Source organism: Glycocaulis sp. (genome assembly GCF_052168375.1).
Taxonomy (GTDB): domain Bacteria; phylum Pseudomonadota; class Alphaproteobacteria; order Caulobacterales; family Maricaulaceae; genus Glycocaulis.
In genome coordinates, this window is sequence record NZ_JBQLZR010000216.1 from 1 (window position 1) to 13,817 (window position 13,817).

Genomic DNA, 13,817 nt, shown 5'->3' on the forward strand with positions numbered 1-13,817 from the left:
CGGCGGCTGAGGCACAGGCTGCGCTCGCCCGCACGACACTTTCCCGCCAGCAGCAACTGGTCGAACAGGGCCATGTCTCCGCCCAGCGCCTTGATGAGGCCGGCGCAACCGCGCGCGCTGCAGAGGCGCAGGCGAGCGCCGCCATGGCGGCTGCCCGTGCACTGGAGGTCCAGCTGGAGCTTGCCAGTCTCGCTGCCCCCTATGACGGGGTGATCACGCGCCGCAATGCCGATGAGGGCGCGGTGCTGGCTGCCGGAACCCCGCTTTTCCATCTGGTCGAGGACGGTGTTCTGGAGTTTCGCGTCGGAGTGCCGGTCGTGGAGACCGGCCAGCTTGTACCGGGCGAAGTCTATACGCTGGAATCGGGCACACGCCGGGTCGAGGCGCGCCTGCGCGCGCTGACCGGCGTGGTTGATACGACCAGCCGTTCGGTCGAGGCCGTGTTCGAGCTTGCAGGCGGGCAGGGTGTCGTTCCCGGTGAAGTGGCCCGCCTTGTCCTTCCCGGCCGCCTTGACGAGCGTGGCTTCTGGGCGCCGCTGACGGCACTGTCTGAGGGCCGGCGTGGCCTGTGGACCGTCTACCAGCTTTCCAATGGCGGGGAGGGCTACACGCTCGAACCGCGCAGCGTCGAGCTTCTCCATACCGAAGGCGGGCAGGTCTATCTGCGCGGCGCGGTTGAAGACGGGGCGATGATCCTTGCAGGCGGCGTGCAGCGCGTGACGCCGGGCCAGCGTGTCGTGCCTGCCGGGCAGACCCGCCCATGAGCACGCTCTTTTTCCGCTTCCCGCGGCTGACAGGCCTCGTACTCTTCCTGATGCTGGCGGCCGGCTTTGCCGCGCTCGCCACGATGGGGCGCCAGGAAGACCCCTACCTCACCGAACGCTTCGGACGGGTTGTAACCTTCTATCCGGGCGCCGATGCGGAGCGCGTCGAGGCGCTCCTGTCCGAGCCGGTGGAACGCTCGCTCATGGAGCTGGCAGAGGTGGAGGAAACCAACTCTGTCTCACGCGCCAATATCTCTTCGGTCAGTTTCAACATCCGCGAGGACTTAAGCGAGACCGAGGTCGAGCAGGCCTGGACCAAGATACGCGAACAGGTGGCTTCGGTACGCGGCCAATTGCCCGCCGAAGCCGGCTCGCCAGAGGTCGTTCGCGAATACATGGGCGCGGCGAGCATCATCGTTGCTGTGTCCTGGCCGGAAGGGTCAGACGCCAGTATCGGCGCGCTGGGCCGCCTCGCCCGCGAGCTGGAAGACCGTCTGCGGGGCCTTGGCGCCACCTACCGCACGGAGGTGTTTGGCGCGCCGGAGGAGGAAATCCGTGTCGTGCTCGACCCGGAAGCCGCTGCCGCTCTGGGCATCAATGCCAGCGATGTGGCCATGTTGCTTGCCCGCTCCGATGCGCGCGCGCCTGCCGGCCGGCTTGCCGGTGAGGGCTATGATTTCACCGTCGAGGTTGATGGCGCGTTTGATTCCCTTGACCGCGTGCGTGACGTTGCCTTGAGCGGTCGCGAAGGGCAGGGCTTCATCCGCCTGGGCGATATAGCCACTGTCGAGCGGGCGCGGCGCGAGCCCGATGCCACGCAGGCCTACTTCAACGATACGCGGTCCATTCTGGTGGCCGCCTTCATCCAGCCCGACCGGCGCGTCGACACCTGGGGCCGCGAGGCAGCACGGGCGGTCGAGACCTTCGAGCAGAGCGTACCCGGTCTCGATGTCGAGATCGTCTTTTCCCAGACCGATTATGTCGAGCGCCGCCTGAACGGGCTGGCGATCAATCTGGGCTATTCCGCGCTCATCGTCTTTGCCGTGCTCTTCGTGATGATGGGCTGGCGCTCCGCGCTGATTGTCGGCTCGGCCCTGCCGCTTACCATCCTGCTGGTGCTTGTGCTGACCAATCTCTACGGCCAGCCGCTGCACCAGATGTCGGTGACGGGTCTCGTCGTCGCGCTCGGCCTGCTGATCGACAATGCGATCGTGGTGGTTGACGATTACCGCCTGCTCCGGCGGCGGGGTCTTGACCGCATGGCAGCGGTCGACAAGGCCGTCCGCACGCTCTTCGCCCCCCTGCTTGCCTCTACGGCGACGACCGTCTTTGCCTTTGCGCCGATTGCGCTGATGCCGGGGTCTGCCGGTGAGTTCATCTCCATGATCGGTGTTTCGGTGATCTTCGCCGTCACCGCCTCGTTCGCGCTCGCCTTCACCGTCATCATTGCGCTCGCCGCCTGGTTTGATGATCACGATACGGGTGAGGAGGGCGCGCGTCCCTTCTGGCGCGATGGCCTGCGCTCACGCCCGCTGGCGGGGCTATACCGGCGCCTGCTTGACGCCGTGATTGCCCAGCCTGCCATTGGCATGGTGCTGGCGATCATCCTGCCCGTGACCGGTTTTCTGGCGGTCTCGACGCTTCCCTCACAATTCTTCCCGCCGACCGAGCGGGACATGTTCGAGATTTCGGTGACGCTGCCCTCTGGCGTCTCCATGGCAGAAACGCGCCGCCGCACCGAAGCCGTCACCGCCATGCTGCGTGAGTATGAAGGCGTGGAAGATGTCGGCTGGGTGCTCGGCGGCTCCAGCCCCCGCGTCTATTACAACATGCGCCGGGGCCAGGCCGGCCGTCCCAACTACGCTGCGGGCTGGGTCCGCACGCGCTCGCCCGATGCCACGCGCGCCATCACGCAGGACTTCCAGGCCCGCGCCCGCGAAGCATTTCCCGACACCATGGTGCTGGCGACACCGTTCGAGCAGGGGCCGCCGACACCGGCGCCCATCGAGCTGAAGATCATCGGGCCGGAACTCGCCGTGCTGGATGCGCTGGGGCAGGACATACGCCGCGTCCTCGCCTCGACGCCGGGCGTTACCTACACACAGGCGCAGCTGTTGCTGGGCGAGCCGGTTGCGCGGCTTTCAACCGATGAGGCGTCTGCGGCGCTGGCGGGTCTGCGCCTCGGCGACGTGGCGGGCCGGGTCCGCGCTGATCTTGACGGTGTGCTGGGCGGCACTGTGATCGAAGGCGTCGAGGTGCTGCCGGTGCGCGTTATCGGCCCGTCAGAGCGGCGCGAGGCGGCAGCCAATATTTCTGCCGTTCCGCTGGCAGGCACCGGACGCGGCGCGATGAGCACGGTCGGTGCGCTGGGGGATCTGACGCTGGTGCCACAGACCGCCTCCATCATCCGGATCGATGGCGAGCGGGCGAACCCCGTCTATGGCTATCTCTCCCCCTTCGTGTTGCCCGCGCCTGTGCTGGAGACCTTCTTTGCCCGCCTTGATGCCGCAGGCATCGAGATGCCGCCGGGTTACCGGCTGGTCATTGGCGGTGAGGCGGAAAGCCAGGGGGAGGCGACGGCTGACCTCATGTCCACGGCCATTCCGCTCCTCATCCTGATGGTCGGATCGGTCGTACTGGCGTTCAACTCCTTCCGCTATGCGGGCGTGGTGTTCGTGACCGGCTTCCTGTCGGTGGGCCTCGCGCTCTTCGGGGTCTGGCTGTTCGGAACGCCGCTCGGCTTCAACGCGATTGTCGGCTCGATGGGGCTGGTGGGTCTCTCCATCAACGGCACTATTGTGGTGCTGTCGGCCTTGCGAAACTCGCCAGAGGCGCTGCAGGGCGATCCCGAAGCCATCCGCGAGACCGTGATGGATGCGACCCGCCACATTCTGGCAACGACCCTCACGACCATTGGCGGCTTTGCACCGCTGCTGATCGAGGGCGATCCGTTCTGGCTGCCCTTTGCCTCGGCCGTTGCAGGCGGTGTTGCCGGCTCGGCCATGCTGGCGCTGATCTTTGCCCCGGCGGCGTTTGTGCTGCTTGTGCGCCTTGGCAGTGCCGGTGTGCGCCCCTTGCCGGTGGCCAGTACGGCGCGCTAAGCGATACCCGTCAGGCAGATGGCACGAGGAACGCCCTTCATGGCTGCACGCAAGCGCTCAGGCGGCACGGCCCGCGGACCCTGGACCATTCACGGTGAAAAGCTGGTCTATGAAAATCCGTGGATGCGGGTGCGCGAATACGATGTCACCCGTCCTGACGGGAAGCCTGGCCTATACGGGGTGATGGAGCCGAGGCAGCTCGCCATCGGCGTCCTGCCGCTCTTTGTTGACGGCACGGTCATGCTGGTCGGCCAGTACCGCTTCGCGCTGGATTGCTGGAGCTGGGAATTGCCGGAAGGCGGGGGGTCGATGGACGAGGCACCGCTGGATAGTGCCAAACGCGAACTGGCTGAGGAAACCGGCTTGCAGGCCGCCGAGTGGCTTGAGTTTCTCCAGCTCGACATGTCCAATTCCATTACCGACGAGCGCGCGGTTGCCTTCATCGCCTGGGATCTGGCCGAAGGCGAAGCCGAACCGGAAGGCACCGAGGACATCGAAACCCGCCGCGTGCCCTTTGCCGAAGCGCTGCGTGAGGCTATGGACGGACGTATCCGGGACGCCTTCACGCTGGCAATGCTGCTGAAGGCCGACTACATGGCCAGACACGGGGAGCTGCCGCCGGCGGTTTGCCGGATGATACTGGGTCCGGCCGGAAAGGATTTGAGCGATGGCTCCCGCTGATGCCGCCACACCTTTGAGACAGGACAGCGATATTCGCGCGCTGTGGAACCGGCTGCGCCTGGAGGCGGCGTCCGTTGCCGCTGGTGAGCCCATGCTCGCAGGCCTCGTGAATGCCGGGATATTGCGCCATGAGGGCCTTGGCGAAGCGCTGGCGCACCGCATTGCGCTGAAGCTCGCCGATGGCCAGCTTGATGCCATGCTGGTTCATGATGTGGTGACGGAGGCGCTGGGCGCCGATGCCAGCATCGTGCAGAGCGCCGCCGCCGACATGCTGGCGGTGGATGAACGTGATCCGGCCTGCCGCTCGCTGCTCCAGCCCTTCTTCTACTTTAAGGGATACCAGGCCCTGCAGGCTTACCGCATCGCCCACTGGCTTTGGGGGCAGGGGCGCGAGAGCCTCGCCTTCCACCTGCAAGGGCGTGTCAGCGAGCTTTTCGGCGTCGACATCCACCCGGCTGCGCGCATCGGCAAGGGCATCATGATCGACCATGCGAGCTCCGTCGTGATCGGCGAGACGGCGGTCGTGGGTGATGATGTTTCCATCCTGCACGAGGTGACCCTTGGCGGGACAGGCGCCGAGGAAAGCGACCGCCATCCCAAGATCGGCAAGGGAGTCCTGATCGGGGCCGGAGCCAAGGTGCTGGGCAATATCCGCGTGGGCGACCATGCCCGCATTGCCGCCGGTTCGGTGGTGCTGGCCGATGTGCCTGCGCGCTGCACGGTGGCCGGTGTTCCGGCCAAGCCGGTGGGTGGCTGCTGCGCCGAACCTGCCCGCACCATGGATCACAGCCTTCCCGATTGATTGCGCGCCGCCGCCGGGTAGGGTGTCGCCAAATCCGCACAGTCTTGCGAATCCAGACACTGAAATTTTGAAGGAGGCTAGGAAGAGCCGTGGCCCAGACCGTTTTCAATCACACCGAAGCCAGCAAGGTTGAGGCTTTCCTGCGCAAGCGCCTGAATCCGGAACTGAAAGTGCAGATGCGCCAGCGTCCGGACGAATGCGCCGAGATCTATCTGGGCGCGGAGTGCCTGGGCGTGGTGTCGAAGAATGTCGATGAGGGCGAGACCTCCTATTCCTTCGAGATCACCATTCTCGATATCGATCTCGACGAGATGTAGGGCGATTGCGGCTTGGTCCTTGACGCCCAGGCGCTGACCAGACTCTTTCCGGGCGGCATACGGGCCGTCGATGCGGTCAGCTTTGGCGTGGCCGAAGGCGAACTTCTGGCGCTGGTGGGCGAGTCCGGTTGCGGCAAGACCACCACGCTGAAGATGATCAACCGGCTGCTGGAGCCAAGCTCCGGCACGGTGCGCTTCAAGGGCGAGGATATTGCCGGGCTGGATCCGGTGCAGCTACGCCGCCGCATGGGCTGGGTGATGCAGGGCGATGGCCTGTTTCCCCACTTCACCGTTGCTGAAAACATCGCCGTCACGCCCCGCCTCGCGGGGTGGAGCGAAGCCGATACGCGGGCGCGGGTGCCAGCGCTTCTGGAACTTGTCCAGCTCGACCCTGCCCAGTTCCGTAACCGCTATCCGGCAGAGCTGTCCGGTGGCCAGCGCCAGCGCGTGGGCCTCGCCCGTGCGCTTGCCGCAGAGCCGCCCCTGCTGCTCATGGACGAACCCTTCGGGGCGCTCGATCCGCTGACGCGCGACAGCCTGCGCGAGGATGTGCAGGCGCTTCGTGAGCGTCTTGGCTTTGCCGCCATCCTCGTTACCCATGACATGGCAGAAGCGCTTTTGCTCGCTGATGCCATTGCCGTGATGCGGGCCGGGCGGATCATACAGATCGGCACACCCGCCGAGCTGTTGAATGCGCCTGCCGACCCTTACGTGGAAACCCTGCTGGCGACGCCCCGGCTGGAAGCAGAGCGGGTGGCCGCCCTTTCGAGGCAAAGCTGATGGATACGCTGGCCCAGCCGCTCTCCATGCTGCCCGAATTGCTGGGCGGGCATTTGCGCCTGTCGCTGGGCGCGATGGCATGCGGGCTTCTGATCGCCTTGCCGCTTGGCATTCTGGCGGCGCGCAACCGCATCATTGCGGGCCCATCCCTGGCGATTGCAGGCATTTTCCAGACCATTCCCGCGCTCGCCCTCCTGGCTCTTATGGTGCCTCTGCTGGGCGGACGGATCGGCTTCCTGCCCGCCTTCGCGGCGCTGACCCTCTATGCCATCCTGCCGGTCCTGAGGAACACGATAGTCGGCCTTCGCAGCGTGAGCCCTGTCGTGCGCGAGGCGGCGCGCGGCGTTGGCATGACACAGGTGCAGAGCCTTGTGCGGGTAGAATTGCCGCTGGCGCTGCCGACCATCATGGCGGGCATACGCACCGCCTCTGTCTGGGTGATCGGGGCGGCGACGCTCGCCACGCCTGTCGGCGCCGCATCGCTTGGCAATTACATCTTTTCCGGCCTGCAGACGCGCAACTGGACGCTTGTCATCTTCGGCTGCGTGGCTGCGGCGCTTTCCGCCCTCATCATTGATGCCCTTTTGAAGCTGATGGAAAGCGCGGCTGCACGCCGCCATGCGGGCAGGGCACTGCTCGCTGGTGCGGGACTTGCCGTCATTACCGCTCTGGCGCTGGTGCCTGCAGGCTTGCTGGCCGGACGCACGGATGCGCGGGATGCCCGCGCGGCGTCTGACGCGGCGGCCAGCGGGTTTGGCGGCGAACCGGTGGTGATCGGGGCCAAGGCGTTTACCGAGCAATACATTCTCGCCGGCCTGATGGAGTCGGTGCTGGCCGATGCGGGCGCTTTAGTGCGCCGGCGGGACAATCTGGGCTCGACGGTTGCCTTCGACGCCCTCGTGACCGGCGAGATCGACGTCTATGTCGACTATTCGGGCACGCTGTGGGCGACCATCATGGCGCGCGAGGACATGCCGCCGCGTCCGGTCATGCTGGCCGAGATCACCAGCTGGATGTGGAGCCGTCACAACGTGCTGGTGCTGGGCGCGCTTGGGTTTGAAAACGCCTACGGCATTGCTGTCAGCCGGGATGAGGCAGAGCGCCACTCGCTGTCCCGCATAGGGGATCTTGCGGGGTTGCCGGACCTGTCCATCGGTGCGGATTCCGAATTCTTCGCCCGTTCCGAATGGATTTCCTTGCGCGATATCTATGCGCTTCAGGCGGCGCGTACCCGCGCCATGGATTCCACCTTCATGTATGGCGCGGTGCGCGATGGCGAGGTCAGTGCCATCACGGCCTACACAACAGACGGGCGTATCTCTGCCTTCGATCTGGTCATACTGGACGACCCGTCGGCCATCCTGCCGCCCTATGATGCGCTGGTCCTGATCTCGCCTGCCGCCTTGCAAAGGCCAGCGATAATTCGGGCGCTGGCGCCGCTTCTGGGCGCCATAGATGCGCAAACCATGCGCGAGGCCAATGCGGTGGTCGATCTGGAGCGCCGCCCGGTGGACGAGGCCGTCCTTCAGCTGCGTGAAACGCTGGCCCTGCCGCCCTCCTGAGCCGCGGCCGGCTTTTACCTCTGTTGCAAAACAGTGACAGGTCCGCCAGCGCCCGCAGGCGGGCATGCATCGTTGCGGGCCGTGCATGCGTTGGAAGCATCGGATTGGGCATCAGTGACACCGCGCTCCCCGAACGCGGTAGCAGAACTCAAAAAGGGCATACTGATGCAAAAACTTGGTTTCCTCGCGGCTGTCGCCGCGCTTCCCCTTCTCGCCCCGTCTGTCAGCGCCCAGCAATACGACTATGACTGGTCGGGCCCGTATCTCGGCATCAATGCCGGTCAGGGCCATGACGCGGAGTTTGATCTCGATGCGGCGCTGGAGGTCGATGGCTCCACGACCTTCTTCCCCGGCGTGCTCGCTGGCGGCACCTTCCCCACCCTGCGCACCTTTGAAGGTGACGGCACAGTGGGCGGTATCCAGGCCGGTTATAACTGGCAGTCGGGCATGATCGTGCTGGGCGGTGAGGTGGATGTGCAGCTCTCCGAGATCAGCTCGTCCATCTCCATCCCGAATGCGCCGGGCGGTGCGGTGAACAATCCTGACGGCTTTACCGATCTGAACTTTGAGGTCGACTATTTCACCACGGCGCGGGCCCGCGCCGGTATCGCGCTTGACCGCATCCTGCTCTACGCGACGGGCGGTGTGGCCTATGGCCGGGTCGATTTCGACCGCAATTACCGGGTCGGCGCTGGTGAAGTCACCGACAGCGCCAGCAGCAATCTGACGGGCTGGACCTATGGTGCCGGCGCGGAATGGGGTCTGACGGATGCCTGGACCGTGCGGGCCGAATATGCGCGCGTCGATCTGGGTGACGGCAATTTCGACACCAGCTACTCGGACGGCACGATCGGCCGCGCCACCATCGATACCCGCTTCGATGTGATCCGCGCCGGTGTGAACTACCGCTTCTAGCAAGCTCACGCGCCAGTTTGAGGCAGTGAAGGCCCCGGCATCCTCTGTCCGGGGCCTTCGTGCCTTTCATGCTCTGCGTTTGCTGCCTACAGCACGTCGAGCATCGAGGCGACGAGCGGGTGGCGCACGATGTCCTTGGCTTCGAGGCGCACGACTGCGACGTCCTTCACCTCCTCCAGCCGGGCGCAGATATCGGCAAGGCCGGAAAGTTCGGGCAAAAGGTCGGTCTGGGCCGGGTCGCCGGTGACCACCATGGTGGAGTTCCAGCCCAGACGCGTCAGCAGCATTTTCAGCTGGCCATAGGTGCAGTTCTGCGCCTCGTCGACCACGATATAGGCGTTGTTGAGCGTGCGTCCGCGCATGTAGGCAATGGGCGCGATCTCGATCAGGCCTTCGGCCATCAGCGCCTTGAGACGTTTCGGGCTAAGCCGGTCGGCCAGTGCGTCGTAAAGCGGGCGCAGGTAAGGCGCGAGCTTTTCTTCCAGGGCACCCGGCAGGAAGCCGATATGTTCGCCAGCCTCGACAGCAGGGCGGGACAGAACGATGCGCCCGACCTGACCGCTTTCCAGCGCATCGACGGCCTTGGAGACAGCAAGATAGGTTTTGCCCGTACCGGCCGGACCCATCGCCATGATCAGGTTGTGCGCGTCTATCGCGTCCATCAGGCGGGCCTGGCCCTCGGAGCGCGGCTTTACAGACTTGATATAGCGCTGGTCACGCATGGGTTCCCGGTCATCCGGAGACCAGTTGGTGCCGGGGAAGAGGGCGCGGACCTTCTCTTCCTCATAGTGCTCGGCATTGAACCCGCCCTGACGGCGTTTTGCGGTGCGCTTGCTCATGATGGCGATCTCCGGACAAGAAAAAACCCCTCGCGCGGGTGCACAAGGGGCGGACAGAAGCGATAGAAGCGAGACAGGGCAGATGCGGCCGGCAGTTCCGGTCCTTCCGGGTCGGGCCTTGGGGGTGCATACGGCATTTTGCCGAAGCCTCCATGCAAAAGCGGTTGTCCCTCACGACCGATGCGAAGATGCCGCGTATCGCGACTGTTCCCCTCTCGAATCGCATCTACAGTCTCATGTTAAGACAGTTGACGAAGTATGAGTCAGCCCGTCGCGGAAACTTCACATCTCTCACGATGCGGTTTCGCCACATGTGCCGACGAAGCGAGCAGGAAGGAACGAAAAATGGGCGTATACGAGCTGGACGGGGTGCGTCCCCATATCTCTGAAGGGGTCTGGATCGCGCCCGGAGCCAGCGTGCTCGGCCGGGTGCGCCTTGGCCGCAATGTGTCGGTCTGGTTCGGCGCTGTGCTGCGCGGCGATGTCGAGGACATCATCATTGGCGATGACACGAATATCCAGGACGGCACGGTCATCCATGCCGATCCGGGCAAGCCGACCCGTCTTGGCAAGGGCATTACCGTCGGCCATCAGGCCATGCTGCACGGCTGCGAGATCGGCGATTATTCGCTGATCGGCATTGGCGCGACGGTGCTCAATGGCGCGAAGATCGGAAAGAACTGCCTGATCGGCGCCCACTCACTCGTCACCGAGGGCAAGGAGATACCCGACAACTCGATGGTGCTTGGCTCGCCGGGCAAGGTGGTGAAAACGCTCGAACCCGGCATGGCGGATATCTTCAAGGCGAGCGCCGACCATTATGTCGCCAATGCCCAGCGCTTCGCCAATGGCTTGCGGGAAATCTGAGAAGGAGAAGCCAGGCCAACGCTCTGAAGCGCGCGAACGCGCTGGCGGGCCGCATTGCGGCTCGAAAGGCCAAAGGCCGCCCGCGACTTCTCGCGAAACATCGCAGCCCGGATGGGCTGCGGAGCTGACAATTGCTATTGCGGGCGGCCCCAGAGCTCGCGGATGCGCTGGTCGGTCTCGCGGCCGAAATTGAACCAGGCGGTGCGGTCGCGCGAGGCGTCGACCACGATCAGCTTGTCCTCGCGGGCCAGCAAATGGCTGAGTTCATTGCGCAGCGTGGCCGCCGTCGCCGGAGCGCGCAGGAGCCAGACGCCGGTGGAAATGTTCTCCGCATCGCCGAAATCCTTCAGCGCCGCCTCGAATCCGGCGCGGCTGTCATCGGATAGCGTCGCGATGACCACGAAATTGGCCGTGCGCGCATCGGTCGGCGCCGCGCGTTTGGTGCCCGGCGTGCGGCGTGCCTCGTCCAGCCAGGCCTTGAACTGGGCCACGTCGGAGGCGTTTTCCCAGCCATCCTCGCGGCTTTGCGACACGATCGAGTGACCGGCAATACGCCCTTCCGTTACAAAGGCGCGCATCTGTGCGCCCGTGTAGGGTCCGTAGACGCGGCCATCGACTTTCACAAACCAGGACATCGCAATTCCATCATCCCGCGGCATTGGGGTCACACTCCATCCAAGCCTCTCTAAAAAGGAGACTATGCAGGGCTTACGGCAAGATTCAGGCCGGTTGGCAGGATCATGGGCCACATTCGTGACTTTTTCTGCCTCCCGCCCCTCGCGAATGGCAGCAAGGCGCTGGTGGCGCCTCAACTCCGGGGAGGATCGAACGCTACCGCGAAGCCGTTGTCCAGCCAGCGAGTCACCCGTCCTTTCAGGTCTCCCACAGAGACAGGCTCGCCGATGCGCGGGCGCTCCAGACAGGCGAAAGCCGCGCCGGAAATCGACACATCGACGAGATCAGCCTGGATCAGCACGCCGTCTTTCAGACGCACCTTTACCTTGCCTGTTCCGGGCTTTCTGGGGGCAGCGCGGTCTTCTTCAAGGCCTAGGCGTTCCATGTTGAAACGCCAGGTGATGGCATCGCCCAGCCGGTCACGCTTTCGCTGTGTCGCATTGAAGCGCACGGCAAAGCCTCTGGCTCCGGCGCGCACCACATCGCCTTCCACCCGGCCCAGCCCGTCGAGCAGCATCACAACGCGCTCTCCCAGAGCAGGCGGGGATTCTGCCGCGAGGCGCGCGCCGCCGGGCGAGATATCCACCAGCATGCAGGCAAATTCGCCTCGCACGGGATCGAGGAAACGGCCGGGCAGGCGCAAGGGCACACGGCGATGGCGGCGCTGCTCCTGCGCGCCAGCCGCCGCGATGCGTATCTTGCGCTTGTCCAGGCGCACGCTCAGATCGGTGACATGGTCCATGCCTGCCTCGTGTTTCAGGAGACAAGCCTACGCCAGGGCCGGTTAAAATTTGGATTAGCTAGAAGTCGTTTGCTGCGCGGGCAGGCACGCGTGTCTCGCGAAGCCCCCGGAAGATCTGGACGGAGTTTTCCGGCTCGACCGCCGGGCGCAGCTCTTTCAGCACATGGCGCACTGCCGGGCGGCCATCAAGGCTGCGGCCCTGCAAGGGCTGGTAAAGCCCCAGGCACCGGTCGACCCACCCTTCAGGTCCGCGCAAGGGGAGAAGGGCCACTTCCACCTCTACGGACCGTCCGTCAATCGAGACGGCATCGGCCAGTGCGCAGGCCGGAGCCGGAACGCTGAGCGCGCCCTCGACCAAAGCCGTCATGTGCTGGCGGTCATGGCCGCGCCAGAGGCCAAGGAAGTTCTGGTCCTTGAATTCGCGCTGGTGCATCTGGCACAGCGAGGTGCCTGCAAGGCGGAAGATGTGATGGTCCCGGTCCATGCGGCGCAGGATGAAAAGGTGGCTTAAGAGCCCTGCCAGATCACGCGGCGCAATGTCTCCGCGCGTGGGCGCTGACCGGCCGAGCCGGCGCGCATCCCAGTACGCGAAAAGCGTTTTCGTGTTTTCGTGGCGCATCGCCAGCCCGTCCTTCATCTCGTGGCGGAAGCGGGCGGTCTGAAGTCCTGCTTCTGGACATCCGCGCTCCGGTCGGGGCAGGGGACTGCAAGCGGCTTGCCAACTCTGTCATCCTCCCTGTCCTGTCATCCGGCATCGTTCTTGCGAAGCGGTGTCCAAACAGACGGGAGTGACCCATGGGCGTTTCAACTCGATACGCAAAAGTGCTCGGCGCGGTGATCGCGGCGACCTTTGCCAGTGCAGCGGCTGCCGCCGCGCAGCACCATGCCCCGACGCCGGTATCCCCGCCGCCGCCCAGCCATCATTGCTGCCAGCACGGGCATGGCCCGCAGGTGCGCACGCCTTCCATCCGCATTGGCGGGCCGTCCATCCATATCGGGGGACCGCGCATCCATGTCGGCGGCGTCTATCTGAACAACCAGATCAATGTGAACGTGAACGCGTCTGCCGCCGCGAGCGCCAGCGCGATGGCGGTTGCCGGTGCGTCGGCCAATAACACCACCATCGTCTATGGCGGCGGTGGCGGCTTCATCTCGCGCGGCGTGGCTCCGGCAGCGACCGCGATTGCGGGCCTTGCGCTCGCGGACGAGTACGAGATGGAAGAAGAGACCCGCACCCGCATCGTCGAGGGCTGGCGCGTCGTGCGCGCCGTCTGCATCGACGACCGGGGCACGCCGCACCCGGCTTCACGCCCTGAACGGGACGAACGCGTGCGCGAAGGCTTCGAGGGCGAGATTTTCCGCTGCATGGCAGGAACGACCCTGCAGGCCACGCTCGGCGAGCGGCTGGAAGGGGGCGAGGACCATTTCGAGAATGGCGAGATCATCCAGTGCCAGCGCGGCGATGCGCTGCGTTATGGCCGCGGCGGCGAGGTGTTCTGCGCCCCTGCCGAGGCGGCACGTGACTGTAATGAGCGCTCGCTCCTGCGCCTTTACGGGCCGGGCGTGCGCCTAGTCTATGTCCGCTATGAGGAACGCTATACCGCGATGACGGAGCGCCGCACGGCGCGCCGTACCGCCACCAGCCTCAACCTGATGCTCGATGGCGGGGTTGGCGGGTATCACTGACGCCGCCTTGGGCACACACATACACACCCCACCTGACCGGCCCCGGATTTTTCCGGGGCCTTTTTTTTCACACGGGAACGGATGAC

The 13,817-nt window shown here is 65.2% G+C and carries 14 protein-coding genes; 10 read left to right on the forward strand and 4 right to left on the reverse strand.

Features of this window, described 5'->3' with window-relative positions:
- From ACTS2Z_RS08590 to ACTS2Z_RS08625, 8 genes are all read left to right on the forward strand, one after another.
- The coding region (locus ACTS2Z_RS08590; RefSeq protein WP_442572803.1) for an efflux RND transporter periplasmic adaptor subunit at positions 1 to 764 on the forward strand (764 nt) is incomplete at its 5' end.
- A complete protein-coding gene (locus tag ACTS2Z_RS08595) occupies positions 761 to 3,865 on the forward strand; it encodes an efflux RND transporter permease subunit (RefSeq protein WP_442572804.1) in 3,105 nt (1,034 codons plus the stop codon). The genes ACTS2Z_RS08590 and ACTS2Z_RS08595, both read left to right, overlap by 4 nt.
- A gap of 39 nt (positions 3,866 to 3,904) precedes the next feature.
- Positions 3,905 to 4,546, forward strand: coding sequence for an NUDIX domain-containing protein (locus ACTS2Z_RS08600; protein ID WP_442572805.1), 642 nt, complete (start codon positions 3,905 to 3,907; stop codon positions 4,544 to 4,546).
- Positions 4,533 to 5,348: a serine O-acetyltransferase gene (gene cysE / locus ACTS2Z_RS08605; protein ID WP_442572806.1), complete on the forward strand. Its 816-nt coding sequence runs from the start codon at positions 4,533 to 4,535 to the stop codon at positions 5,346 to 5,348. Before ACTS2Z_RS08600 ends, cysE begins: the two co-directional genes overlap by 14 nt.
- Positions 5,349 to 5,437: 89 nt before the next feature.
- Positions 5,438 to 5,665 carry a DUF3126 family protein gene (locus ACTS2Z_RS08610; protein ID WP_442572807.1) on the forward strand — a complete coding sequence of 76 codons (228 nt, stop codon included), beginning with the start codon at positions 5,438 to 5,440 and terminating at the stop codon, positions 5,663 to 5,665.
- A 12-nt stretch (positions 5,666 to 5,677) separates the two neighbouring features.
- The gene (locus ACTS2Z_RS08615; RefSeq protein WP_442572808.1) at positions 5,678 to 6,445 is read left to right on the forward strand and encodes an ABC transporter ATP-binding protein; all 768 of its coding nucleotides are present in this window, start codon (positions 5,678 to 5,680) and stop codon (positions 6,443 to 6,445) included.
- Positions 6,445 to 8,007, forward strand: a complete 1,563-nt coding sequence (locus ACTS2Z_RS08620; RefSeq protein WP_442572809.1) for an ABC transporter permease/substrate-binding protein — start codon at positions 6,445 to 6,447, stop codon at positions 8,005 to 8,007. The genes ACTS2Z_RS08615 and ACTS2Z_RS08620 overlap by 1 nt, the downstream gene beginning before the upstream one ends.
- 165 nt (positions 8,008 to 8,172) lie before the next feature.
- Positions 8,173 to 8,922, forward strand: a complete 750-nt coding sequence (locus tag ACTS2Z_RS08625; protein WP_442572810.1) for an outer membrane protein — start codon at positions 8,173 to 8,175, stop codon at positions 8,920 to 8,922.
- 86 nt (positions 8,923 to 9,008) lie between these two features.
- Here the strand turns inward: ACTS2Z_RS08625 and ACTS2Z_RS08630 are convergent, their stop codons facing one another.
- Positions 9,009 to 9,761 carry a PhoH family protein gene (locus ACTS2Z_RS08630; protein WP_442572811.1) on the reverse strand — a complete coding sequence of 251 codons (753 nt, stop codon included), beginning with the start codon at positions 9,759 to 9,761 and terminating at the stop codon, positions 9,009 to 9,011.
- Positions 9,762 to 10,106: 345 nt separating this feature from the next.
- On the opposite strand from ACTS2Z_RS08630, the gene ACTS2Z_RS08635 reads away from it, so the two are divergent.
- Positions 10,107 to 10,628: a gamma carbonic anhydrase family protein gene (locus tag ACTS2Z_RS08635; protein ID WP_442572812.1), complete on the forward strand. Its 522-nt coding sequence runs from the start codon at positions 10,107 to 10,109 to the stop codon at positions 10,626 to 10,628.
- A 134-nt stretch (positions 10,629 to 10,762) separates the two neighbouring features.
- On the opposite strand, the gene ACTS2Z_RS08640 is transcribed toward ACTS2Z_RS08635, so the two are convergent.
- The 3 genes from ACTS2Z_RS08640 to ACTS2Z_RS08650 form a co-directional block, all read right to left on the reverse strand.
- A complete protein-coding gene (locus ACTS2Z_RS08640; protein WP_442572813.1) occupies positions 10,763 to 11,263 on the reverse strand; it encodes a DUF4339 domain-containing protein in 501 nt (166 codons plus the stop codon).
- Between the two features lie 173 nt (positions 11,264 to 11,436).
- Positions 11,437 to 12,045, reverse strand: a complete 609-nt coding sequence (locus tag ACTS2Z_RS08645; protein WP_442572814.1) for a PilZ domain-containing protein — start codon at positions 12,043 to 12,045, stop codon at positions 11,437 to 11,439.
- Between the two features lie 58 nt (positions 12,046 to 12,103).
- Positions 12,104 to 12,664 carry a PAS domain-containing protein gene (locus ACTS2Z_RS08650; protein ID WP_442572815.1) on the reverse strand — a complete coding sequence of 187 codons (561 nt, stop codon included), beginning with the start codon at positions 12,662 to 12,664 and terminating at the stop codon, positions 12,104 to 12,106.
- Between the two features lie 176 nt (positions 12,665 to 12,840).
- Between ACTS2Z_RS08650 and ACTS2Z_RS08655 the strand changes: the two genes are divergently transcribed.
- Positions 12,841 to 13,731 carry a hypothetical protein gene (locus tag ACTS2Z_RS08655; protein WP_442572816.1) on the forward strand — a complete coding sequence of 297 codons (891 nt, stop codon included), beginning with the start codon at positions 12,841 to 12,843 and terminating at the stop codon, positions 13,729 to 13,731.
- Positions 13,732 to 13,817: the final 86 nt, after the last annotated feature.

Coding starts and splice junctions, on each gene's coding strand:
- ACTS2Z_RS08595 (WP_442572804.1), top strand. CDS start 761: ATGAGCACGCTCTTTTTCCGCTTCCCGCGGCTGACAGGCCTCGTACTC.
- ACTS2Z_RS08600 (WP_442572805.1), top strand. CDS start 3,905: ATGGCTGCACGCAAGCGCTCAGGCGGCACGGCCCGCGGACCCTGGACC.
- cysE (WP_442572806.1), top strand. CDS start 4,533: ATGGCTCCCGCTGATGCCGCCACACCTTTGAGACAGGACAGCGATATT.
- ACTS2Z_RS08620 (WP_442572809.1), top strand. CDS start 6,445: ATGGATACGCTGGCCCAGCCGCTCTCCATGCTGCCCGAATTGCTGGGC.
- ACTS2Z_RS08625 (WP_442572810.1), top strand. CDS start 8,173: ATGCAAAAACTTGGTTTCCTCGCGGCTGTCGCCGCGCTTCCCCTTCTC.
- ACTS2Z_RS08630 (WP_442572811.1), bottom strand. CDS start 9,761: ATGAGCAAGCGCACCGCAAAACGCCGTCAGGGCGGGTTCAATGCCGAG.
- ACTS2Z_RS08635 (WP_442572812.1), top strand. CDS start 10,107: ATGGGCGTATACGAGCTGGACGGGGTGCGTCCCCATATCTCTGAAGGG.
- ACTS2Z_RS08640 (WP_442572813.1), bottom strand. CDS start 11,263: ATGTCCTGGTTTGTGAAAGTCGATGGCCGCGTCTACGGACCCTACACG.
- ACTS2Z_RS08645 (WP_442572814.1), bottom strand. CDS start 12,045: ATGGACCATGTCACCGATCTGAGCGTGCGCCTGGACAAGCGCAAGATA.
- ACTS2Z_RS08650 (WP_442572815.1), bottom strand. CDS start 12,664: ATGCGCCACGAAAACACGAAAACGCTTTTCGCGTACTGGGATGCGCGC.
- ACTS2Z_RS08655 (WP_442572816.1), top strand. CDS start 12,841: ATGGGCGTTTCAACTCGATACGCAAAAGTGCTCGGCGCGGTGATCGCG.